The following is a 22,835-nucleotide window of genomic DNA, read 5'->3' as shown; positions in this document are numbered from 1 at the left end:
ATGCGGTTATTATGTTGATGGACTACACGATTTATAAACAGGAAGTAGTATGATCTTCCTATCTTTTGTGAGTGCACACAGGATCTTTAACATTTTATTTTATAAGCATCCCGGATCTTATGGAAATGAGAATAGGAGGCGCTATTACAGCGCCTCCGGTTAATTGTAGGTATGATATGAGCCAAAAGTTACATTTGGGGTCAACATAACCATATCTGTCATGAAAACACCAAAAAGTGGAAACTTCCTACGCGGAGGAAAAAAAAGTTAGAATTTAAGCGTATAGGACAAATAGAAGGTGAGATCAAATAAACGGTTTCCCGATAAGGTAGTATTGTAGCCACTATTTTCCAGGTTCCAAACATCGGGGATATATTTGTTACGTGCCTGGTAGGCATTGTAAAGGCCCGCAGATACCTTGTGTGTAAGTTGCTTACCGGTAGGGAAAGAGAAGCTGGTGTTAAAATTCAGCCGATGATAGGGTGGTAGTCGTTTGAACCGGTACCCGCTTCTGTCAAATACAAAAGGATTATTATTGTCGGGTTCTTTATTGCTGGGGTTCACGGGCGTGGGGGTATCAAAGTCTTCATTTGTTCCAGGGGGCAGGAATTCAGCATCGCCAGAGCTGAAATACCATACCAGCCCCAGCTCCCAGTTTTTAAGCGGACTATAGTTGATGGTGGCATTTAAATTATGTCGCCGGTCATAGCGGAAGGGATATTTTTTTCCTTCGTTAATACCCGGAAATTGTCTTTCGCTCCACGTAAGGGCATAAGAGAACTGGAACTGCCATTTGTTGATTTGTTTCCTCGACAGTAGTTCCAGCCCGTAGCTCCAGCCTTTCCCGGCAAGGATATCTGTTTCCCAGGTGTCTTCATCATAGAAAATATTTCCCTTTTCTGCGAAGTTGGTATTATTTCTCATCACCTTGTAATAGACATCTGCAGAGAGGAACAGCCCTTTTTTATCATTGAAATTGTATCCCAGGTTGACCATATGGCTTTCCACAGGACGCAGTAACCCGGTACTGGGTACCCAAAACTCGCTGTTGATGCCCAAAAACGGCGTGGTTACCTGGTGGAGGTATTGCACCATGCGGGCGTACGAAAAAGTAAACTGCTGGTCCTTATTAACCCGCCATGCGGCAAATAGCCGGGGTTGCAGGGAACGGTGGGTATAGTCACGGAATTTGTACGTGGCATAATTCAGCCCCGGCCGGATTAACAGGTTGGACCCAATGCGCCATTCATTTTCAGCGTAAAGGGCAAACTCGCCGAAGCGAAGTGGTTGCATCGGCTGATAATAATCAACCTCCTCCAGGAATTCCGGCGAGATGCTGGTATTGAAAGGCTTGATGGTGGTATGGGCGTATCGGACGCCAAACCGGAACCGGACACTAGGCAATGCGTTGTATTCAAACTGGGTTTTTGCTTCCAGTTTGTCAATGGATGCATAGTTGTTAAATGCTTTACTATCTTCGGCTTCCCGGGTAGAGTCATTGAATAAGGCGAACTTAATGCCGGCGAGATTGCGATAGTTGCTGGCGTTTACCGTGGTGCTCACAAATGAGCGGGCGCCGAGTAAATGAATCCAGTTAAGCGTTCCCAGTCGGTTACCCCAGGCCTGCAAACGCTGATAATCCGGGCGGTCCAGATTCAGGTGATCTTTACCCAGGTAACCGGTAAACATCAATTTATTATTTGCATCCAGGAGATGTGTTAACTTAAAATGGATGTCATAAAACCGCAGCCGGTAGTTATCATCCAGGATATTTAACAGGGGATTGGACCAGCTGTGGCGCATGGAAAACATCATAGCGGTCGTGTGCTTTCGTAACGGCCCTTCTACGGACATGGCGCCAGCCAGCAGTCCGGCATTGGCTTCTCCCGTCCATTTATCCATGTTGCCATCACGGGTATTCACTTCCGTGATAGAAGAGATTGCGCCATCGAAACGGCTGGGAAAATCATTTTTATACTGCCGGATTGATTTAACCAGGGTACTGTTGACAATGGAAATTTCACCCAGCAGGTGACTGGGATTATATACCTGGTTGCCATCCAGCAGGAAAATGCTCTGATCCGGATCGCCTCCCCTGACCACCAGTTTCCCGGTAGTTTCCTGCGTTTCCACATTGCCGGGCAACAAGTACAGGGATCTGACCGGATCTGTTTCTCCCAGGAAATTGTTATAGGCGTCTGTTTGGTATTTATCCATCCGGGAGCCGCCATCGGGTTGCAGGATATTGCCTGCATCAATTTTTACTTCCGGCAGTTTAACCGGGGAGATTACCAGGTTTTTTTGGGTGGATGCCTCCAGCAGGATGGTGATTATTTTAGGAGGCAGGCTGCTGTGTTTTACTTCCAGGTAATGCTTGCCCGGTGATAACATCAGGTTGTAATACCCAAACCTGTTGGCCTGGCAGACCTGACCGGATGCCAGGTCCTGTACAGTGGCGTAGGCCAATGGTTCCAGGCTGCCTTCTTCCATCGTAAAGCCATAGAGGGGATACCGTTCAGGTAATTTTTTTTCGGGCAGAAGAATGATCTTGTTGTTTATTTCTTCTATCGTTACTGGCTGTCCACTCAGCAGCTTATGGAGTACAGTGCCCAGCATGATGTTGCCATCGGCAATAGCATAGCTACTATCGGTGGTGAGGTAGTTGGTAGAATACTCGATCACCGTACCGCTATAGCTGCTTATTTTCGATAATAGGGAAGGAATGCTACCGGTGGCAGCATGGCACACAAATGTTTTCTTTGTAAGGGATTGCTGGGCGTGCGTGCTCAATGCAGTGCAAGGCAGTATCACGGACATAAGAAGGCCGACGGCATGATAGCTGTTGAAATAGAAATGCCGTAACGACCGCCGGCCGCAAATGTGCGTGTACTTGCTATGCTGAAAATTCCTTACAATAAGTCAAATAAAAAGTTAGTACAGAATAAGGGTGTCTTGTTGTTGTCGGTAATGAAGTCCTGTTAATTTTGCTATTTCATCTACTGCCTGAGATAACGATTCCTTTCCAAAGCTGGCGGTGATAGATATTTCGCCGGCCCCCGGCGTCTGTGTGCTATCAATTTTAACAGGATGATTATAAAAAATAGCTAGTGTTTGGATCACCTCTTTTAAGGAGGTACTCCTGAAACTTAATTCTTCCTGTTGCCATCGCAGCGGGGAGCTGGTAAATGTTTTTCTTTCAAATGTTTCTCCTGTGAAGATGGCTTCTTCATTGGCAGATAACGTACACTTTTTTTGTGGATGATCTTTATCTGCAAACAATACCTTACCGGTAACGACGGCCACTCTTTCCTGCCGACGCCCTGCATTTACCAGGAAGGAGGTACCGAGTACCGTGATCAGCCCTTTCCCTGTTTCGATACGGAATGGCTGCTGTATGATTGTTTTTACATCAAAATATGCCTCACCCGAAAGATATATTTTCCGCTCATCAGCCTTAAATATTTTGGGAAACCGGATAGTAGCGCCTTTCCGTAGCCATACCGTGGTGCCTTCGGACAGTGTTACCTGTTGATCAGCGGCAGCGGTAATGATGGTAAAGGACTCCTGCCGTTTGTTATACCACCACCAGCCACCGAAAATGAAGCCTGCTACAATAGCCGCTGCCACTAGTGTTTTCAGGAACGTATTCATCCAGAAAACGGTGTTGGTCGTGTCATTTTTTTTCTCCGTAGCCAGTGCAATTCGTTGGTCTATTTTTGACCATGCGCTATTTGTATCAAATTCTTTTTCTTCCAGCCATTCGTCTGCCATCCGCCAGGTGGTAGTCAGCTGCGCAATTTCCTCTTCATAGGCAGGGTCCTGCGATGCCCAGTCGGCAATTATTTTGTCATCGGCTTTGGCGGATATGCCATGCAGCTTTCTGAGCAGTAGTTTTTTTATATGGTCAGGTAATTGTTCCATTGTTTTCTTCTCCCATTTACTAAAACATAATTATTTGTGAAATTCCTACAGACAGGAAAAAATAATTTAAAGACGGTTTATAGGGTACTCTTAACGAAATTTCTCAGGAATTTCAGTGCTTTCCAAAGCTGGTTATTCACCGTTTTAATGGAGATACCCAGGTTGTCGGCCACCTCCTGGTTGCTGAAATTTCCCAGGCGGCTTAATAGAAATATTTCCTTGCATTTGGTGGGAAGCTGGTCAATTCCCTTTCCTAACAATGCTTTATAGTTTACCAGCTCACCTTCGTCTGGTTCTGTGCTTACCGGCCAGGTATCTTCTTCTATATCCATGTCGGTCAGACTGTACACAGGCCTGCGCTGCCCACGATGCAGGTGGGTCAGGCAGTTATTGCGAACAGCGGTGAAAAGATAAAATTTTACACCTTCTACCACTAAGATGTCTCTGCGGTTTTCCCATATCTTCACGAAAACATCCTGCACGATATCTTCACACGCCTCCTTTTCCTTGATGAAGCTCGAGGCGTATTTGCAAAGCGGGTTATAATACTGTTCGAATACTAGTTGGAACTGTTTGTAAAGGTCATCTGTACTCACAAATGGATTTTATAAATATGATACTTAATACGCATGTGTTTCCCGCTACAGGTATATGGAAATTTTATTCAAAAAATTCCATCCTGGTAATCTATAAACGCGTCGTGGTTGATTTCCCTCTATTCTCTTTTAAATGGAGAGGAGGATAGGGAGATGGTAACGCAGGGGTAGGTAATATAATGAGCTTAGCCTTTATTGGTAAAGTACTCCCATATTTCACGTTTGTAAGTCTTGCCAACAGGCAACGTCAAACCGTTTTCCAGCAGCACCTGTGCGCCTTCGAGGGATTGTATTTTTGAAAGCGCTACAATATACGAACGGTGTATGCGCTTGAAATGACGTTTATCCAGCTGTTGTTCTATTTCGCCGGTAGTGGAGGCACTCAGGTACATTTTATCCTTTGTAAATACCTTCACGTAGTTGCCATAGCTTTGAATATAGGTAATATCACTGGTCATTATCCTGACGATACCTGTATCGACCTTTAATGTTAAGGAGATGTCGGATGTTTGTGGTAGGGGAATACCTGTATGACGGGCAACAGGAGGTTTGAAACGGGCGAACACATTATCTACTGCGGCCATGAATTTGGCTATCTCAAAAGGTTTCACCAGGTAATCGACTACCCGGTATTTATACCCTGTGAGTGCATACTGGGTATAAGCCGTAGTTAATACCACCAGTGGTGGATTGGACATGGCTTCCAGCATATCGAGTCCGGAGATGCCCGGCATGTTAATATCCAGGAAGAGTAAATCAACAGGGTGCTTAAACATGAAGTCCATGGCACTCACGGCATTGTAGAAGTTACCCACCAATACCAGGCTGCTGGTTCCTTTAATATAGTGGTCAAGCACCCGGTGCGCTCCTTCTTCATCGTCCACTACGATACAGCGTAATGATTCCATCGGCGACTACTAATTTAATTGCATTTTTAAAACGACCTTGAATTCACTTTCATCCGGGGAAATATCCAAATGATACTTTCCGGCATACAATAGTTCCAAACGCTCCCGGATGGTGGCAAGACCGATACCGGTAGAGCCACTTTTAAGGGAAAGATCCCCTAATGAGTTGGCAATGGCTACTGTCAGCGTACTGCCATTTAATTGGATATTGATATGCACAAACGATTGCCCGGAGGCGGTAGTACTATGTTTAAAAGCATTTTCTATCAGCGTAATAAGGATTAACGGCGCGATAGTTATCTTTTCGAGGTCCGGCTGCCGGGCATGCACCGCAAAGGTAATTTCACAACGCGTTCCCACCCGCTCTTTTTCTATGACGATATAATTTTCTATGAAGGAAATCTCTTCCTGGAGCTTCACCTGTGGCTTTCGGCCGTCTTCCAGCTGGTATCGCATAAGCTGGGATAATTTTAAGATCAGTTGGGGAACCCGATCGGGTTCGGTCAGGCTTACACCATAAAGATTGTTAAACATGTTGAAAAGAAAGTGAGGATTCAACTGCGCATGTAATAGCCTTATATTCATTTCAGCCAGTAATAGCTTGTCTTCCGTCCTCTTCCTGATCTGCGAGGCATGCTGCCTCACCAGGAATAAAAACATGATGGTACTTACGCTGGCAATATTAATAACAAAATAGTACAATAAAACATACAGTATATTCTCCTGCGGGAGTATGCCGGGTTCCACCCAAAAGAAATCTACAGGCCATAATATCAAGGTCCCCAGGAGCAAGGCCCCAAAGGAGATCAACGCATATTTCCCATATTTCCTGTTCCAGAACAATGGGAAAATAAAATGCCAATGCAGCTGCGCCAACGCATATATGATGATAAAAAAAACGAGTCCCTTGAAAACTGCGGTGAATGAATCCAGCTGAAAAAATTGATTCACCATTGTCAGGATAAACATGGCGATAAATATCCCAATCTCCTGTAGGTAACGCTTTTTGAACCAATTTGTCATAACTATCATCTTCTATTGTATTTCCAGTACCACCAATGTCCCGTTTTTGCAGGTATGCAGAAAATTTAAATGATGAAGGACGTTCGTCATTAAAATATAGGCTTTGCTCATTCTCATTTCCCGGTGGGAAAATAAACATTTTCTTTTGTGCCGAATAAAATTATATACGTCAATATTAAAATTGAGCTATCAGATGCCAGGTAAATTTGCCGCTATTTTATTTTTAATCATCGCTTCTTTGCCAGTGCATTCACAATCCATTATGCCCGGTAGTACAGTTTCTTTCAAAATAAGAGGAGTAGTCTCAGATACCTTTGATAAAAAAACGCTGGAACTGGCTACCATCCTCCTGAAGGATAAAGATAAGGCCGTTATCAAAACTACGTTGACAGATGCTACGGGTGCATTTAATTTAGCAGTGCCGGAAAAAGGTATTTATTTTTTGACGATTTCACATACCGGTTATGGAACGATAGACGTGAAGGCATCCACAGGAGACATCGTTAAATTTACCCTGGTAAGGCAAAGCCAGCAGTTGCAGGTGATTGAAGTGAAGAAGCGTAGGCCTTTGATACAAAGCACAGGAGATAAGTTAGTATATAATGCGGCCGCTGATATTGGTAATAAAAGCGGGTCGGCAACAGATGTGCTGCGGAAGGCGCCCATGGTAACTGTCAGCGCCGATGGCGCCGTCAATCTCCGGGGAAATTCAAACATTAAAATTTTGCTGAATGGTATGCCGTCTGGCATGCTTGCCAAAAACCTGAAGGAAGCCTTGAAGATGATCCCCGCCAGCGCTATATTATCTATTGAGGTAATTACGGCACCCTCGGCGAGGTATGAAGCAGAAGGAGCGGCGGGGGTGATTAATATCATTACGAAGGAGAAGCTAAAGAGTACCTCCGGTACGATTGATGTAAGCATGGGAAATCGGGAGCAGTCTGCCAGTCTTGGCCTGAATATGTCGGGCGCTAAGTTGGACTTTAACTTCATGGGGAGCGGTATGTTTGAGCAAACGCAAAAAGAGAATGAGCTAAACAGGGCATCATTTTACAAGGGACAGCCAGTGGGCAGCCTGATGCAACGAGCTGATAGCCGGCAACGGACAAAAGGAGCCAGCCTGGAAATGGGTATGGAATACCGGCCTGATTCAACGCAGAAACTCGGTACTACGCTTTCTTATTGGCATGACCAATGGCCGGTACGCAGCAATTTGTATAACGATTATAGAGATGCGAACATTCCGTTGCTCTATAATCAAAGCTCAGATCAACGGGCACGCTTTCATTATATTGATCTTTCATTAAATTACCAGAAACGGCTTAAACGCAAAAAGCAATCGTTGCAGCTGTTAGGAAATCTTAGCCATTCTGTAGACCATTCCAGTTACCTGACAGATCAATTTATGCCTGACGGTACCCATTTCTTCCGGGAAGTGAGCCCCAACGCGGGAAGGAGTAAGGATTACAGCTTCCAGGCTGATTATACGCAGCCTTTTAATAAAGCGGGGAGCAGTTTTGTAGAAATGGGTATACGTTGGAGCAAAAATGATGCTACCAGCAACTTTGCCGTTTACAATAATATGAATAATCGCGGTAGCGGGGACTTGAAGCAGGACCCCGGGCGTAGCGACTCGATGGCTTACTTCCAGGATGTTTTTGCCTCCTATGTGAGCACGGAGCTGGAAACGAAAAACAACTGGCGTTTTCGCCTGGGCGCCCGCTATGAGTATACGCGGATAAACGCTGTATTCAAAGGTACCAAACCTTCGTTTGGAACAAACTTCAGTAACCTCGTTCCTAACCTGTTAATCGCAAAAAAAGTCGATGAAGCACATGAGCTCAAGTTCAGCTATACTGAACGCATTCACCGGCCTTTCATCTGGGACCTCAATCCCTATATAGATGCCAGCGATCCCCGTAACCTGACCATGGGCAATCCCCGTTTACGCCCGGAGCTTACACGGATGCTGGAGGCTTCTCACATTTACAATGCGCCTTCCGGCCTTAACCTGGTCAGCAGCGTTTACTTTAACTTCAGTTCTAATTCAATTGAATCGCTTTTAGCCGTTGACAGCAACGGTATTTCGCGGGCGTTACCCCAAAATATTGCCGCTAACAAACGATTGGGCGCAAATATCAATGCGTATACCCAGCTCAATGATAACTGGACGATCAACGGAGGACTAGAGCTATACCAGGTATGGTTTAAGAGCAATGCCTTGCAGATTGCCAACAGCGGCTTCTTTCACGCTTTTAATGTCAACACTTCCTATACTATTCCCAGCGGGTATACGTTCGAGTTATCCGGCGACTATAACAATGGGTTTATAACACTACAAGGCAAAAATACATCGGACTATACCTACCGTATGGCTGTTCAAAAAGAAGTGCTGCAAAAGCGGGGCAGTATTACGTTGTCATTCGTGAATCCTTTTCAGCGTAACCTCCGGCAGCGTAGTATGGCCACTGCCCCTGCCTTTCATCAACAGTCGACTACCTATTATTACAATCGATCTGTTGCGGTCGCGTTTAGCTGGCGGTTTGGCAAAGGGCCTAAAAGTAAGGAGGAAAAAATACCGGAGGAACAGCCAACACGCCCGGAGCGGAGACGGACAGGCCGGTATTAACCAGTACCGTCTTCACCACTACATCAAACGCGTTGAGCATAGCATGAATACACGCTATCAGGATATCATCTGGAGTTTGTCGGTATGCTTTGCCAGATCAAGGCTGCCAGCCGAAGTACCAGTACTCTTTGCTAATTGCAATACATCCTTTAACAGCTCATTGGCCGCTTCTATTTCCTCTTTTTTAATAGAGATACTTTCAATATTAAAACCAATGGGAATATTTTTGGCCTGCGTATAGTTCAAAATTTCTATCGCAATATTCTTACAGGTTTCGATAGAAGAAGACAAAATATCTTTCGAGTGTTTAAGGTCGTTATAAAGCCACTTCGGTACCTCTATGCCCAACCATTCCATAAACTGCAACGTTTTGAGTGATCCACAAGGGGCGAGGGTGAAAATAATAGGAGAGAGCATCTTGTCATTGTCCAGTCCTGCGTAATAGTAGTCGGAGAGAAGGTTCTTCGTATCATTCAGGCTATAAACACACTGTGAGATGAAGAAGCTGCATCCCTTATTTATTTTATTGAAGATGCGCTGATGTTCGTCGCCTTTTTTGGTATGGCGTTCAGGAATGGTCACCCCACCTAATACGAGCGACTTAGCATACTGGTTCCGCAGGTCGTATGCATCCTGGAGAGAGAAGTTGGTGGCTTCCACCTGTTGGTGAGAAGAGGCGCCTACAAAAACGGCGTACCCGATATGTTGATTGGCCTGGAGCCAGGTGGTAAACTGTTCTTTATCCAGGTTGCCAATACTTTTATAAATCACTTTAGGAACTTGCAGCGACGCTAAATAGTTTTTGCTATACTCCTCCGGCGTAATGGTAGACTGGAAAGCAAAGGTTCTTTCTTTTTCTGTCCGCGTAGATTCATCCTGGATATCGTAGAGCAGCAGTCCATCGATGGGAAGCCCCTGGAGTCTTTCAATTTGTTTGCCGGCAATAATTTTTACCTGTTCAGGCTGTGTGGTTGCCTTCGGCGGCGTTAAACTATAAAAGACCAAATTGGACCCCGGCTGATGTATCTTTTCCTTGAGCATACATGATAATTTCGGCAAAAGTACAAAATGGGCCGGTATTTTGGGCGATTTATTGGTTGGTGTGGCTACTCAAATCATCTTGCACTGCGGGTTTCTGTGTGAAGGGAGCCTGGGTTTTATATAACAGTAACATTTGATAGATCAATCACACGCAGTCCTTTCAGCGCCGCATAGGTCAGCTTGTCCATGGTGGCGCCGTCAAAGCAGGTAGTTTTAATAGCGAGGTATGATTTGTTGGTAAGTGAAAAAGGCAGCGTAAAGGATACATTCCGGAGGGAGGTGCCTCTGAATGAGGCATCTTTCAGGGCACACTTGTTAAACTGTACACTGGTGAACGTCTGCCCGTCAAAACGCATCCCTCGTAAATCGCAGTGATTAAAGTCTACGTTATTAAAAACACATTGCTCGAAAATTGTTTTCCTAAAGTCAGTTTTGGTGAGATGAACATCTGTCAGGGTAGCGCCTATGAATTGAGCGCCTTGTCCGGAGATATGCAGGGTGGTACGTTCCAGGATGGAGGTACGGAAGCTGGCATCTGTAAGGTCAGTGGTGGAAAAACGGCAGTCTGTCAGGTGGGCGCCATCGAAATTGGCTTCGCGGGCATCCACCACGTCAAATAAAGTCCCGGAGAGGTTAGCACGGGCAAAGTTGGCTCCACGGAGTGAGCTCGTTTCGAATTTCCCTTTATGTAAAGTAACGTCTGCAAAGTCGCCTTTTTGCAGATCGATGGCGGTGAGGTCAATTTGTACCTGCCGTTCGGGCGAAGGTGAAGGTAACAATGATGGGTCACTGGCCTCCACTATTGGTTGTTTAACCGGTGGTGATACTTCATGATCCCCCGTTGGCGTGCCTTCCGAAAAATGATTAAGGTCTACGCCTAATATTTCTGTAAGACGGCTAAAAGTAGTGATATCAGGCATGGATTCTCCACGTTCCCATTTTCCAACCGCCTGAGGACTAATAAACAGCTGTTGGGCAAGTTTTGCCTGGGACATTCCCATTGCCTTTCGTGCTTTGGCAATTTTGCTGCCGATGATCTTAGTATCCATACACAATATATTTTATTTTTCGATAGGGCGAAGATAGGCTGCTCCATTTCCCGAATCAACAAAAAATGAAAACTATTAGTGGTATCTGTACTACTTATAGTTGTATACATGCAAAAGCCTCCGCCATAGCGGAGGCCTCATGGTAAATCTTTTGACGTTGACAACTTTAATTCCAGCCATTTTTGATGTCTTTGGCAACATTTGGATTATAGTTTTTCTCAACATCAGGTATAGGGAGCAGTAGGTTTTTATCCTGGAAAGGTTGTGTACCGGTGCCTGGCTCTACCGCCTTTTCTGCGTTGATGGTTTGTTTAAGGATGCCCCATCTCAGCAGGTCGAAATACCGGCATTGTTCTCCGCATAGTTCCAGCTGGCGTTCCCGCATCAATATTTTCATCGCGTTATTTTTGTCGCCCAAAGTGGTATACAGAACGGCGTGAGAGCGGGAACGCACGCTGTCGATCAGTGCCAGTGGTGCATCGCCGGTATTACCCTGCTGGATATGCGCTTCGGCCAGCATCAGCATAACGTCGGCCAGGCGGATTACCTGCCCGTTAATCGGGCTTTTAGGATCACCATACTTTTCCACCAGGTTGTAATATTCATATTTTTTCCAGCGATAATCGCCCTGTGGATCGGTAGCATCAAATGGATACCGTTTGGCGCCTGTGGCGCATTGCTGGCAGTACACGGCATCTCCGCCGGAAGCCGGAGTGCCATAGAACGTGGAATTAGCCCGTGGATCGGTATATGGTAGACCTGTTGTAGGATTTGGATAGGTGAATGCTTTTACGGCGGCGTTGCTGATATATACGTTCTTCCAATCGTTCCAGCCATACTCCATCGCGCGACCGGTATGCGTTTGTTTACCTACCTGTTCTGCGCCATTGCCAAACATATAGTAAGGAGAGCCAATACCCCAGTCGGTCCACTGCTGGTCCATGATCTGGAAGATGTTTTCCGGCGTGCCCTGGTTGGTAGTGCTGAAAACATTATCAAAGGAAGGGTCGAGTTTATAGGCGTACGGAGCCCCCATCAGCTGTTCAAAGGAAGCTTGTGCCAGTGCCCATTTTTTCTCGTATAAATATACTTTGCCGAGCAGGGCTATCACAGCGCCTTTGGTGACGCGGCCTAATTCTGCCGAAGGGTATACGGTGGGTAATGCTGTGGTGCCCTGTGCTTCTGTCAGATCTTTTTCTATCTGTTTCCATACATCGGCAGCCGGGCTGCGGGATAAATAGTTGTTATGAAGAGTGGTTTGATAGTCGGTATACAATGGCACATCTCCCCATAATGTTACTAAATGAAGGTAAGCATAGGCACGAAGGAACTTTACCTCGGCCAGGTATTGATTCAGCTTTGCGCGATCTGCGGTGGCAGTCGGATTCCAGGCGGCAGCGCGGTCTATCACCAGGTTGCACCTGAAGATCATCCGGTAAAGAGAGCCCCATAAGCTGCCCAGGTCTGCATTGTTGGTACCGAAGGTATAGTCACCCAATTCCTGTTCTGCTCCCAGCAAAAAGCTGGCGCGCTTAGCTTCATGGCCCATCAGGTCAAAAATGAAATAATACTCCCTGGCCCATAATCCCGGGTGCAGCAGTGTGGCGTAACTGGCGATGGTAGCCTGGTTCAGCGCAGATATGTTGGTGAAATAAGTATCGTATGCGTAGGCGCTCTGATCTACCAGGTCGAGGCGCGACTTTTTACATCCGGTGGAAATGGCCATCAGGCTAGTTATCAGCAGCAGTTGACGTATGTACTTCTTCATAAAATCACTTTTAAAAATTAAAACCCTAATTGAATACCTGCCAGGAAAGTTCTTGGCTGTGGCACTTGTCCCTGATCAATACCGCGGGCAAAAATATAGTCGCCTGCCACTTCCGGATCGTAGCCGGTATAGCGGGTGAACGTCAGTAAGTTTTGCGCTGCGATGTAAACGCGCAGGGATTTCAGGGTGCCTTTGGTTACACTGCTTAACATAGCAGCCGGAGCATTGTAGCCAATGGTAATGTTGCGCAAACGCAGGTAGCTGCCGTCTTCCAGCCACCAGTCAGATGGACGGAGGTTACCGTTGCCGGTTACATTCTGGCCTATCCTGGGCAGCGCAGCTACATCGCCGGGTTTACGCCATCTGTCGAGGATGTCGGTGGTGGCGTTATGGCCGGTAGACATGAAGCTGGTATTTAATTTCAGTCCATTCAGAAGCTGGGAACCGCTGACACCGGACAATACCAGGTTCAGGTCAAAGTTTTTGCAGGTGATACCGGCATTGATACCGTATACATATTTAGGGATGGCATTGCCTAGTATTTCCTGGTCTTTTGCTGTTACTATGCCGTCGCCATCGATATCTTTATAAATAAAATCTCCCGGTAACAAACCATCCTGGTACTTGGCATTGGGGTTGCCTGTTTTTTTAGCGGCTTCCTGGTTGAGGGCAGTTATTTCGTCGGCATCCCTTGCCACATGATCCATGCGGTAGCCGTAGAAAGAGCCGATGGCATAGCCGGCCGCAGTGTAGGTAGTAGTAGGTACCGGGGTAAAGGCGCCCGCCTGTATAGGTGCGGAGAACTGGTCGCCTAATGATAATACTTCGTTGTGGTTAATAGAGCCATTTACGCTTACGTTGAAGCTGAGGTTGTTGTTGATTTTATCGCGGAATCCGACGGTCAGCTCAAAACCTTTGTTCCGGGCGTTGGCAGCGTTCACGGTTTTCTTAGGTTGGGTGCCGGTAGGACTTACGCCAATACTGGCAGGCAGCAGGGTAGTTACCAGCAGGCCGGTACTTTTACGATCGTACCAATCGGCTTCCACGGTGAGGCGGTTATTTAAGAAGGCCAGGTCGAGGCCGATATCAGTCTGGTTGGTTTGTTCCCATTTTAAATCAGGATTGCTTAAGGTGGTGAGCGTGGTGCCGGACACAAATGTTTCGGTACTGCCTAAAGAATACACCAGCGCGCCTCCGGGGGTACCCTGGTAGGTTTTGGAGGTATTGAGGAAGTTAGGAATATTATTGTTACCGGTTTGTCCCCAGCTGAAACTCAGCTTTCCTTCTGATAAAACGGGGAAGTTATTTTTCATAAAGTTTTCTTCCGAAAAGCGCCAGGATACACCTCCGGCGGCGAAATTACCATAGCGGTTATTGGGGCCGAAGTTGGAGGCGCCGTCTCTCCGGTAGCTGCCGGTCAGGATATATTTATCGTCGTAAGTGTAGTTGGCCCGGGTATAATAAGAGATCACTGAAGGGCGTGAATAGTTTGAATAGGTATTGGTAACGGATTGGGAAGAGGCCACCACCACATCTGTGAGATTATCATTAGGTTGGCCGGTACCCCTGATAGAGGAGCCGTTGGTGCGTCCCGGATTAATATAGCTTTGTCCTGCGATTAAAGCCAGCTGGTGCTTACCGAATAATTTGTCGTACGACAGGTAGTTCTCCAGCATATAGTAGGAGTTTTCTGAAAATACCAGCATCGACTGCCGTGCCTGGTTCAGGAAGTTAGATGCCTGGTACTGTTTCTGGTAGCTGCTGGTACGGCTGGAGTTTACTTCTGCGGCAAACTGGGAGCGGAATTTCAATCCATCGATGATACGTACTTCACCGGATAGCTGCGGGAAGAAAGCCAGTGATTTGGCGGTCTGACTTTTCATTGCAATTTCCTGCAGGGGGTTCACCGCATTACTATAGTCGTCGATATTGGAAACGATAGAGTATCCGCCCTGGATAGATGGGTCGAGCACCGGTTTATAGGGAGCATACTGTATCGCGTTGATGATATTGGCATAGTTGCCTTTACCTACGTATTGGCGTACGATCACGTTTTGTGTAAACCGGAACCGGCCGAGTGTTTCCTCCAGGCCTACGCGTGCCTGGAATCTTTTGTTGGTAGCGTCGGTTAAGATGGACTGCTGATCGATGTAGGTGGCAGATACGCTATAGTTTACTTTTTCACCGCCACCGCTGATGTTCAGGTCATTTTCAGACACCATGGCGTTACGGAAAATGGCGTCCTGCCAGTTGGTGCTGTCCTGTAAGCCTCCTGGTGTGTTGAACTTGGCAGGTAGTACGGTATTCTTGGTAGCGGCGAGATCTTTCAACGCTTCCACATATTGTGCGGTATTGAGCAGGTGCAGTTGTTTCCAGGCTTTAGCCATACCCCATTGGGAGGTAAAGCTAACGCGGGGAGGACCTGTTTTTCCTTTCCTGGTGGTGATGATTACCACGCCGTTGGCGGCGGCGGAACCATAAATGGCGGTAGAAGAGGCATCTTTCAGGACAGTGATATTTTCGATGTCCTGGGGATTGAGTGTATTAAAAAGGTTTTTGGTACCCTGGATACCATCTATGACATACAGGGGATTGACATCGGTAAAGCTACCGGTACCCCTGATGATGATCTGGGCATCGGCGCCTAGTACGCCACTGCTTTGCAGTACCTGTACGCCGGCGGCTTTACCGATGAGTAGCTGGGAGGGATTGGTGGCATTTACTGCACCAGCTTCTTTCACCGTTACTACGTTGAAGGCGCCTACCACGTCTTTCTTCCGGGCAGTACCGTAACCAATAACGACGATGTCGTTCAGGGCTGCCACTGTTTTGACGAGGCGTATGGAAAAAGTGAGGGTGGCGCCTGATTTCAGGGATACGTTGTTCAGCCGCTGGGTTTCGAAGCCCATGTAAGAAATGCTGAAAGCGTATTTTCCCTCGGGGGGTAGTCCGGAGAAGCGGAATACGCCATTGCTGTCAGTTACCACACCAGCGGTATACTTTGTTTTTTCATTAAGCGCTACTACAGAGGCATTGGGGAGAAGGTCACCCTGATCTGTGCGCACGGTGCCGGTCACCTGCATGCGGCCCTGCGCCTGGGCGGTCATTGAAATTCCTGATATCAGCATGACAAGTAGCAGGAACAGGCGCCATTTTGGTCGATAGAACATCTTCATAACTGGAACGTGTTTTAAATGTATAGGGCAAAGCAAGCCCTCAACGCGCAAGGCGTTGCAAATGGAATAGAACTATATTGATGAATTATTGTCTTATTTCCGCTTGATTATAAATCCGCTATCATTCCGGATCAGCTTCAGATTATTGGGAAGCGTTAAATCTGTCAGGATCTTTTCCAGTGAGTCTGTTTTTTCAAATTTACCATCAAAATAAATTTCCATCACGTCTGAAGGATAATAATAGATGGCTATTCCATAGTAGTTACTCAGCTGATCCAATACTTGTGACATTGGTTGGTTGTTAAATTTATACCAGTCTGGTTTCGTATAACCGGGACCGTTGTTACCGGCTTTTACCAATACGTCTGTACCCTTTGTATTGAAGTCGGATATAAAAGCTTTTCCTGTTTTGCGGTAGTACTTGAGTTCTTTCCCAGGAGTAAGTACCACATCGTTGATAATTTTCTTTTTGTTGATGGATCCTTGTACCACTACTTTCCCGTTGTTCAGTCTTACGCTGATCATGTCTTCTCCGGGGATGGCTTTCACATGAAAAAAGGTGCCCAGGGCGGTGGTATATAATTCGCCGCTATATACTACGAATGGATGTAATTTGTCGGCGGCTACTGTAAAGTCGGCTTCTCCGGTCAGGTAAATGTTCCTGTTTTCCCGGAATTGTTTGTTATACACCATGGAGGCTGCCGGCAGCAGCTGTACTACAGAACCATCCGGTAATACAACGGCCATTGCTTTGCTGCTGGTATTGGCGGTCAGCTGCTGTTGTTCAGAAGGGATGTTGATGGTTATTCCCGGGTTGACAGCGGCTATTTTTTGCTGATTGCGGTGGAACAACATGGTTCCGCCTACCAGCGCGCCGGCTGTTACGGCGGCAATGGCCAGTCGTTTGGTCCACTTCTTCCGGTTATTCCCCAATACCGTTTGTTGATGAATATTTTTCAGCCACTGTTGGGAAACGGTTTCCGGGAAATGACCTTCTTCCTGTAATTGCAGGAATTCGGCTTCCGGGAGGTATTTCTCGAGCATGTCAGGGTGTTCCTGCAGGTAATTGGCTACGCTGCGGGCTTCTTCCGTTGTACACTGATTGCTGAAGAACCGTTTCAGTAATTCATCATTGATCATATTAAAAAGGCTGATAGATAAGTAATACGTTTGTAAAGACCGAACTACGTAGTCTGATTCAAAAAAAATTTAAAACCGGCTGAGCCAGGCCAGGATGGAGATCAGGAACCCGAGATAATGTTTTATCTGCTTGATGGCCTGAAAAATATGTGTTTCCACCGTTCTGGACGACAAGGAAAGTTCGTGTGCGATCTGCTGGTAGCTCATCCCTTTAAAACGACTCATTTCGAACACCTTACGACGCATCGGAGGCATTTCTTTCAATGCATTGGCCAGCTTCACCTGCAATTCCTTTTCCGCCAGCTTCCCCCAGAGATCATCATCTACCGGCAGGGTATATTTATCAATTACGTGGATCACCTTCTCCTTGTAAACAGTTTCCTTACGGAGAAAGTCGATCAGGGTGGTGCGGGCAATGCGGAACAGCTGTAACTGTATATTGAGGTCATCAGCGAGATTTTCCCGGTAGTTCCAGCATTTGATGAAAGTAAGCTGCGTCACCTCTTCCGCAATGAAGGATGACTTGGTTTTTTGTAGAATAAAATAGTAGATCCTTTTGTGCCAGGAGTAATAGACTTCATTAAATACCAAAAGGTTACCCTGTTTCAAAGCAGCAATCGTATTCAAAACGTGGCAGTTTACCATAGCAATTTAAATAAATAAATGTGGAAATTCCCAGAAATGCCGCCGAAGCAAAATGTTTCAAAAAAAAAATCCAATTTTTTTCATCCGGCATAGGTATCCCTGTTCCTTCAGTATACTTCTATTATCATGGACTTACCAATTCACATCATAGAAAAGTATTTGCGTGGAGAAGCCAACGAAGAAGAAACCCGGCTGGTAAACGACTGGTTCTATTCATTCGATGCCAGTGCCGAACCTGCGGATGAAGCACTGGCGGTGCTGAGAGAGGAGATAGGGAAAAAAATACAGCGTCGCCTGAACCAAAGTATTGATCTGACTATCAGGCAGCAACAGCAACAGCAACAGCAACGGCGCACCCGGGCGTGGCAATTTGCTGCGGCAGTTGCTATCCTGTTGGGCGTTGGATGGTATTTCGGGATGCAGCGAAGCAAACAGGCGCCATTGATCGCTAAAGTGGCGGAAAAGGGAAATGCGGTGGGCAACAACAAAGCAACGCTTATCCTGGCCAATGGCAAAGCCATTGCGCTGGACAGCACCGCTGATGGACCTATCGACAGCAAGAATGGCATGCAGATCATCAAGTCGGAAGATGGAAAGGTGGCCTATGTACCTACCCAGCAACCGGCGTCATCATCCGCGGTGGTGTATAATACCATTATCACGCCCAAAAGTGGACAATACAGCGTTACCTTATCAGATGGAACGAAGGTGTGGCTCAACGCCGCATCATCGCTCCGGTACCCGGTACCGTTTAGCGGCAGCTTGCGGGAAGTGGAATTGACTGGTGAGGGATATTTTGAAGTCGCCACGGCGATGTCTGCACAGGGTGGTAACATTCCATTCATCGTATCCGTTCGCCATACAGGATTGCCCAACGACATGAAGGTAAAGGTGCTGGGCACCAAGTTTAACGTGATGGCCTATAGCGATGAGGGAACCATAGAAACCTCGTTAGTGGAGGGAAAGGTAGAAACGGCCTACTCCGGTAACAATGCGTTGCTATCGCCCGGTTTACAATCCACCCTGGAGAAAACAACGTTAGGATTTAAAGTTTCCAGGGCCGACCTGCAACGGGCACTCGCCTGGAAGAATGGAGAGTTCCGGTTTAGCCGGATGGATATTAAGGGTATCATGCGGCAAGTTACACGCTGGTATGATGTATCGGTAGAATACCAGGGGAATGTAGATCATATTTACCTCTCGGGTGTTTTTTCCAGGCAGAGCGACATCCGGCAAATGCTGGATATCCTGGAAGCCACTGGTACGGTGCATTTTCAACTGACAGGAAATAAAATTATCGTATCAACCAAATAAGCATATTCCCAAAATCGCTGCCAATGAATAGTACGTAAAATTCCACGAACACGCAGGTCCTAAAAATAAATCCGGAAGTGCGGACACACTTCCGGATGGATATATTTGGGCCCAAACCGTCTGTAATTAAATCGCTTTACAACCAATTTATCACCCAAACATTCTAAAGATAATGAATCTTATTCCCATTTGGGGCAGATTTAAATATCTGTGGCCCTTTCATGCCCGTTTTTTTCTACTCATGAAGTTAATGATCTGTTTTCTACTTGTTGCTACCTTCCAGGTGAATGCCACCACCATGGCGCAAACTGTAACGTTAAGAGGTGCGAACCTACCGCTGCTGACCATATTTGAGAAAATCAAGTCACAAACGGGTTATGCGTTTGTATACCAGGATGATCTGCTGAAAAAAGCAGTACCGGTTACGGTCGACGAAGTCAATAAGCCGCTGGAAGAAGTGCTGTTACAGGTTTTCAGGAACCAGCCGCTGGTATATGAATTAAAATACAAAACCATTATCATCCGGGGAAAACCTGTGCTGCCTGCAACCAGGCAGGGGCAATATTTCCAGGCCAGCGGCACCGTTTATAACAACATTGGTGAACCATTGGTGGGCGCCACCATCGTGCTCAAGGGAACGCAACTTTCCACGATCACCAACAATGCGGGTAAGTTTTCGATGAAAGTGCCTGATATTGGCGGAACCCTGGTGATCAGCTATACCACGTATGTTTCCCAGGAAGTCAGCGTGCTCAATACCACCCGCTTTCCGGTCGACGTGATACTGCAGCTGAATGCCAAGAGCATCGAGGAAGTAGTCGTAGTAGGATATGGTACCCAGAAGCGAAAGTATCTCACGGGATCCATCGCGTCTATTGGTCCGAGGGAACTAAGGCAGAGCCCTGTCGCTAATATCAGCAATGCGCTGGCGGGGAGATTACCGGGCCTCATCACCGTACAAAACAGTGGAGAACCCGGTGCCGACGGATCTAATCTCTATATCCGCGGATTAAGTACTACCGGCAACAACAGCCCCATTATCCTGGTGGACGGTATCCAGCGTTCCTTTGGCGACATTGATCCCAACGAGATTTCAGATATCAGCATCCTGAAAGATGCCGGTTCTACTGCAATCTATGGTATCAACGGCGCTAATGGCGTGATCCTGGTGACTACCAAAAGAGGCACTTCTTCCAAACCCCGTATCAATGTAACCTTACAAAACGGGTGGCAAAGTCCTACGAGGTTGCCAAAATATGCCGACTCATACGATGGGCTTACCATGTACCGCGAAGGGCTGATCAACGACGGTTTACCGGTGGCCATACAGTATACAGATTCTGTATTGCAGTATTACCGCGATAGAAGCAAACCCGGTTATCAATACATCTATCCCAACGTAGATTGGATGGAAGCGATGCTGAAGCCCTACTCCCTCATGCAGCAGGGAAATATCAATGTGACCGGCGGTAATGAGTTTGCCAAATACTTTGTCTCCATGGGGTATCTGCGGCAAAACGGATTGTACCGGTATGAAGATCAGATTAAGGGATACAACATGCAGGCTATTACCAACAAGTATAACTTCCGTTCCAATATCGATCTCCAGGTGTCGAAAGACCTGAGCATGGAATTAGGACTGGGCGCGATTGTGCGGGACCGGAACTATCCCGGTGCCAATGCCAGTGATATTTTCAGCGCCATTAAATCAACACCCGCCTGGTGGTATCCTGTCACCAATCCCGATGGCAGCCCGGCTGCATTTAATAACGTACCGGCCTCTCCATATGTGCAGTTAACCCAATCCGGGTACCAGCGGAATTTTGAAACGAACCTGCAGTCAACCGCGGGCTTCAAATGGGACATGCGTTATTTCCTGAAAGGACTTAGTTCAAGAGTAAGGCTGTCTTTTGACAATACCAACTATCGTAACGTGAGGCGGGATCTTTCCAGGCGTACTTTCCTGTATAAGTTGTTGCCGGGAGTAATAGCGGATACAGTTACCGACCTGGCGAAAAGTGGTACCTACCAGGTGGTGGAAAACGGGGATGGCACCCTGGGGTATGGTGTGACTGCTAACGGTAACAGGCGTACGACTTTGGAAACATATCTCAATTATGACAATACTTTCGGACGTCATACCGTGCAGGCGATGGTGCTCTACACGCAATCCTCATTTTTTGATGCGGTAGATGGAGGGATATCCAATGCTATTCCCGGGCTTCCCTATAAGAATCAAGGTGTGGTTGGAAGGGTGATGTATAACTATGATAACCGTTATACAGTACAGTTTTCGGGCGCCTACAATGGTGCGGAAAACTTCCCCGCAGGTAAGCGCTTTGGCTTTTTTCCCGCTATTTCTGCCGGCTGGGATATCGCAAAAGAGCAGTTTGTGAAGTCAAGCCCCAGCCTGGACTTTATTGACCAGATTAAGATAAGAGGTTCTTATGGGATCACCGGTACTTATGCATTGCCATCGGGCAGGTTCTCCTATCTGAGCCAGTGGAATCCGAATGATGCAGGATACCAATTCGGTGTAAACCGGGATGGTACCGGCTATGGCGGCGCTTATGAACAGCGTATTCCGAATCCCAATCTTACCTGGGAGAAGGGATACAAGACGGACCTGGGATTAGACATCGGTTTGTGGAAGGGGGGATTGAACCTGACCGTAGAATATTTCAGGGAGAAACGAAAGGATATCCTGATTAACTCGGAGCTGGTGCCTGCCACTGTGGGGCTGTTGAATCAACCGGCGCTGAATGCCGCCATTGTGAATAAACATGGGATTGATTTGTCTGTAGAGCACCGGCAGGAGTTCCGGAAACAGGGGTACGCTGTTCGTGTTAACTATTCATATGCCACTAACAACATTGCCTACTATGCGCAGCCCGATTATAAAGGCAGGGAATGGCAGGCAAGAGCCGGTACAGAAGTCGGATCTATTTATGGTTATACTGCCATTGGCTTCTTCAAAAATGCTGATGATATTGCAAAGAGTCCTTCACAATCCGTGTTTGGCAACGTTCAGCCGGGAGATATCAAATACAAAGATATCAATGGCGATGGTATCATCAACTCCCTTGATGCCGGTTTCCTGCCTGGTAAGCGTAATCAGCCCACCTCTATGTTAGGCGTGAGTCTTTCCTACCACTATGCAGGCTTCGATGTCAGTGTATTATTTCAGGGAGCTTATGGTGGCTCATTATTAGTAAATGGGTCTGGCATCTTCCCATTTTCAAGATTTGCCGGTGTACTGGCGGAGGTGAAAGACAATCACTGGGTAGCTTCTAATCCTGATGGCGACTATAAATATCCACGTCTCTCTTCACAAGACAATACCAATAACCAACAAAATTCCACGTTCTGGATTTATTCCAGCAATTACCTGCGTTTAAAGACAGTAGAGATAGGATATAATATTCCCCGGTATTGGCTTAGCCAGATAGGGTTCAGCAATGCCAGGATTTTTGTAAATGGTATTAACCTCATTACCTGGGACAAACTGAAAATTTTTGATCCTGAGATTTCCAATGGTGGTACTGGTACCTATCCCCAGCAGCGGGTTATCAATGCGGGATTAACTTTTTCATTTTAATAATATCAACGCGATTGGATAATTATA

General features: G+C 46.6%; 14 protein-coding genes. 3 read left to right on the top strand and 11 right to left on the bottom strand.

What is annotated here, in order from left to right; translation table 11 throughout:
• Window positions 1–267 precede the first annotated feature (267 nt).
• The 5 genes from FHW36_RS18950 to FHW36_RS18930 form a co-directional block, all read right to left on the bottom strand.
• On the bottom strand, window positions 268–2,817 hold the full coding sequence (locus FHW36_RS18950; RefSeq protein ID WP_145671142.1) for a TonB-dependent receptor plug domain-containing protein: 2,550 nt from the start codon (window positions 2,815–2,817) through the stop codon (window positions 268–270).
• Between the two features lie 114 nt (window positions 2,818–2,931).
• Window positions 2,932–3,921, bottom strand: coding sequence for a FecR family protein (locus tag FHW36_RS18945; RefSeq protein ID WP_145671141.1), 990 nt, complete (start codon window positions 3,919–3,921; stop codon window positions 2,932–2,934).
• Window positions 3,922–3,998: 77 nt separating this feature from the next.
• Window positions 3,999–4,517, bottom strand: coding sequence for an RNA polymerase sigma-70 factor (locus tag FHW36_RS18940; RefSeq protein WP_145671140.1), 519 nt, complete (start codon window positions 4,515–4,517; stop codon window positions 3,999–4,001).
• Between the two features lie 185 nt (window positions 4,518–4,702).
• A complete protein-coding gene (locus FHW36_RS18935) occupies window positions 4,703–5,425 on the bottom strand; it encodes a LytR/AlgR family response regulator transcription factor (protein WP_145671139.1) in 723 nt (240 codons plus the stop codon).
• A 9-nt stretch (window positions 5,426–5,434) separates the two neighbouring features.
• The gene (locus FHW36_RS18930) at window positions 5,435–6,448 is read right to left on the bottom strand and encodes a sensor histidine kinase (protein ID WP_186452522.1); all 1,014 of its coding nucleotides are present in this window, start codon (window positions 6,446–6,448) and stop codon (window positions 5,435–5,437) included.
• Between the two features lie 193 nt (window positions 6,449–6,641).
• On the opposite strand from FHW36_RS18930, the gene FHW36_RS18925 reads away from it, so the two are divergent.
• Complete coding sequence (locus tag FHW36_RS18925) at window positions 6,642–9,077, top strand: outer membrane beta-barrel protein (protein ID WP_145671137.1); 2,436 nt, start codon at window positions 6,642–6,644, stop codon at window positions 9,075–9,077.
• A 57-nt stretch (window positions 9,078–9,134) separates the two neighbouring features.
• On the opposite strand, the gene FHW36_RS18920 is transcribed toward FHW36_RS18925, so the two are convergent.
• The 6 genes from FHW36_RS18920 to FHW36_RS18895 all read right to left on the bottom strand — a co-directional run bounded on the left by FHW36_RS18920 (window position 9,135) and on the right by FHW36_RS18895 (window position 17,878).
• On the bottom strand, window positions 9,135–10,118 hold the full coding sequence (locus tag FHW36_RS18920; RefSeq protein ID WP_145671136.1) for a methylenetetrahydrofolate reductase: 984 nt from the start codon (window positions 10,116–10,118) through the stop codon (window positions 9,135–9,137).
• 116 nt (window positions 10,119–10,234) lie between these two features.
• Window positions 10,235–11,167 carry a pentapeptide repeat-containing protein gene (locus FHW36_RS18915; protein WP_145671135.1) on the bottom strand — a complete coding sequence of 311 codons (933 nt, stop codon included), beginning with the start codon at window positions 11,165–11,167 and terminating at the stop codon, window positions 10,235–10,237.
• Between the two features lie 166 nt (window positions 11,168–11,333).
• Window positions 11,334–12,935, bottom strand: a complete 1,602-nt coding sequence (locus FHW36_RS18910; RefSeq protein ID WP_145671134.1) for a RagB/SusD family nutrient uptake outer membrane protein — start codon at window positions 12,933–12,935, stop codon at window positions 11,334–11,336.
• Between the two features lie 17 nt (window positions 12,936–12,952).
• Window positions 12,953–16,111 carry a SusC/RagA family TonB-linked outer membrane protein gene (locus tag FHW36_RS18905; RefSeq protein WP_145671133.1) on the bottom strand — a complete coding sequence of 1,053 codons (3,159 nt, stop codon included), beginning with the start codon at window positions 16,109–16,111 and terminating at the stop codon, window positions 12,953–12,955.
• Window positions 16,112–16,204: 93 nt separating this feature from the next.
• Complete coding sequence (locus tag FHW36_RS18900) at window positions 16,205–17,251, bottom strand: FecR family protein (protein WP_145671132.1); 1,047 nt, start codon at window positions 17,249–17,251, stop codon at window positions 16,205–16,207.
• Window positions 17,252–17,320: 69 nt separating this feature from the next.
• On the bottom strand, window positions 17,321–17,878 hold the full coding sequence (locus FHW36_RS18895; RefSeq protein WP_186452521.1) for a sigma-70 family RNA polymerase sigma factor: 558 nt from the start codon (window positions 17,876–17,878) through the stop codon (window positions 17,321–17,323).
• A 144-nt stretch (window positions 17,879–18,022) separates the two neighbouring features.
• Between FHW36_RS18895 and FHW36_RS18890 the strand changes: the two genes are divergently transcribed.
• A complete protein-coding gene (locus FHW36_RS18890; RefSeq protein ID WP_145671130.1) occupies window positions 18,023–19,210 on the top strand; it encodes a FecR family protein in 1,188 nt (395 codons plus the stop codon).
• Window positions 19,211–19,451: 241 nt separating this feature from the next.
• Entirely contained in the window at window positions 19,452–22,808 is a 3,357-nt protein-coding gene (locus FHW36_RS18885; RefSeq protein ID WP_186452520.1) for a TonB-dependent receptor, read from the top strand.
• The last annotated feature ends 27 nt before the right edge of the window (window positions 22,809–22,835 follow it).

It is taken from the genome of Chitinophaga polysaccharea, assembly GCF_007829335.1.
Taxonomy (GTDB): domain Bacteria; phylum Bacteroidota; class Bacteroidia; order Chitinophagales; family Chitinophagaceae; genus Chitinophaga; species Chitinophaga polysaccharea_B.
Note: the sequence above shows the minus strand (reverse complement) of the source record. Positions and strands in the feature narration are given on the sequence as shown.

Coding starts and splice junctions, on each gene's coding strand:
- FHW36_RS18950 (WP_145671142.1), bottom strand. CDS start 2,817: ATGTCCGTGATACTGCCTTGCACTGCATTGAGCACGCACGCCCAGCAA.
- FHW36_RS18945 (WP_145671141.1), bottom strand. CDS start 3,921: ATGGAACAATTACCTGACCATATAAAAAAACTACTGCTCAGAAAGCTG.
- FHW36_RS18935 (WP_145671139.1), bottom strand. CDS start 5,425: ATGGAATCATTACGCTGTATCGTAGTGGACGATGAAGAAGGAGCGCAC.
- FHW36_RS18930 (WP_186452522.1), bottom strand. CDS start 6,448: ATGACAAATTGGTTCAAAAAGCGTTACCTACAGGAGATTGGGATATTT.
- FHW36_RS18925 (WP_145671137.1), top strand. CDS start 6,642: ATGCCAGGTAAATTTGCCGCTATTTTATTTTTAATCATCGCTTCTTTG.
- FHW36_RS18920 (WP_145671136.1), bottom strand. CDS start 10,118: ATGCTCAAGGAAAAGATACATCAGCCGGGGTCCAATTTGGTCTTTTAT.
- FHW36_RS18915 (WP_145671135.1), bottom strand. CDS start 11,167: ATGGATACTAAGATCATCGGCAGCAAAATTGCCAAAGCACGAAAGGCA.
- FHW36_RS18910 (WP_145671134.1), bottom strand. CDS start 12,935: ATGAAGAAGTACATACGTCAACTGCTGCTGATAACTAGCCTGATGGCC.
- FHW36_RS18905 (WP_145671133.1), bottom strand. CDS start 16,111: ATGAAGATGTTCTATCGACCAAAATGGCGCCTGTTCCTGCTACTTGTC.
- FHW36_RS18900 (WP_145671132.1), bottom strand. CDS start 17,251: ATGATCAATGATGAATTACTGAAACGGTTCTTCAGCAATCAGTGTACA.
- FHW36_RS18890 (WP_145671130.1), top strand. CDS start 18,023: ATGGACTTACCAATTCACATCATAGAAAAGTATTTGCGTGGAGAAGCC.
- FHW36_RS18885 (WP_186452520.1), top strand. CDS start 19,452: ATGAAGTTAATGATCTGTTTTCTACTTGTTGCTACCTTCCAGGTGAAT.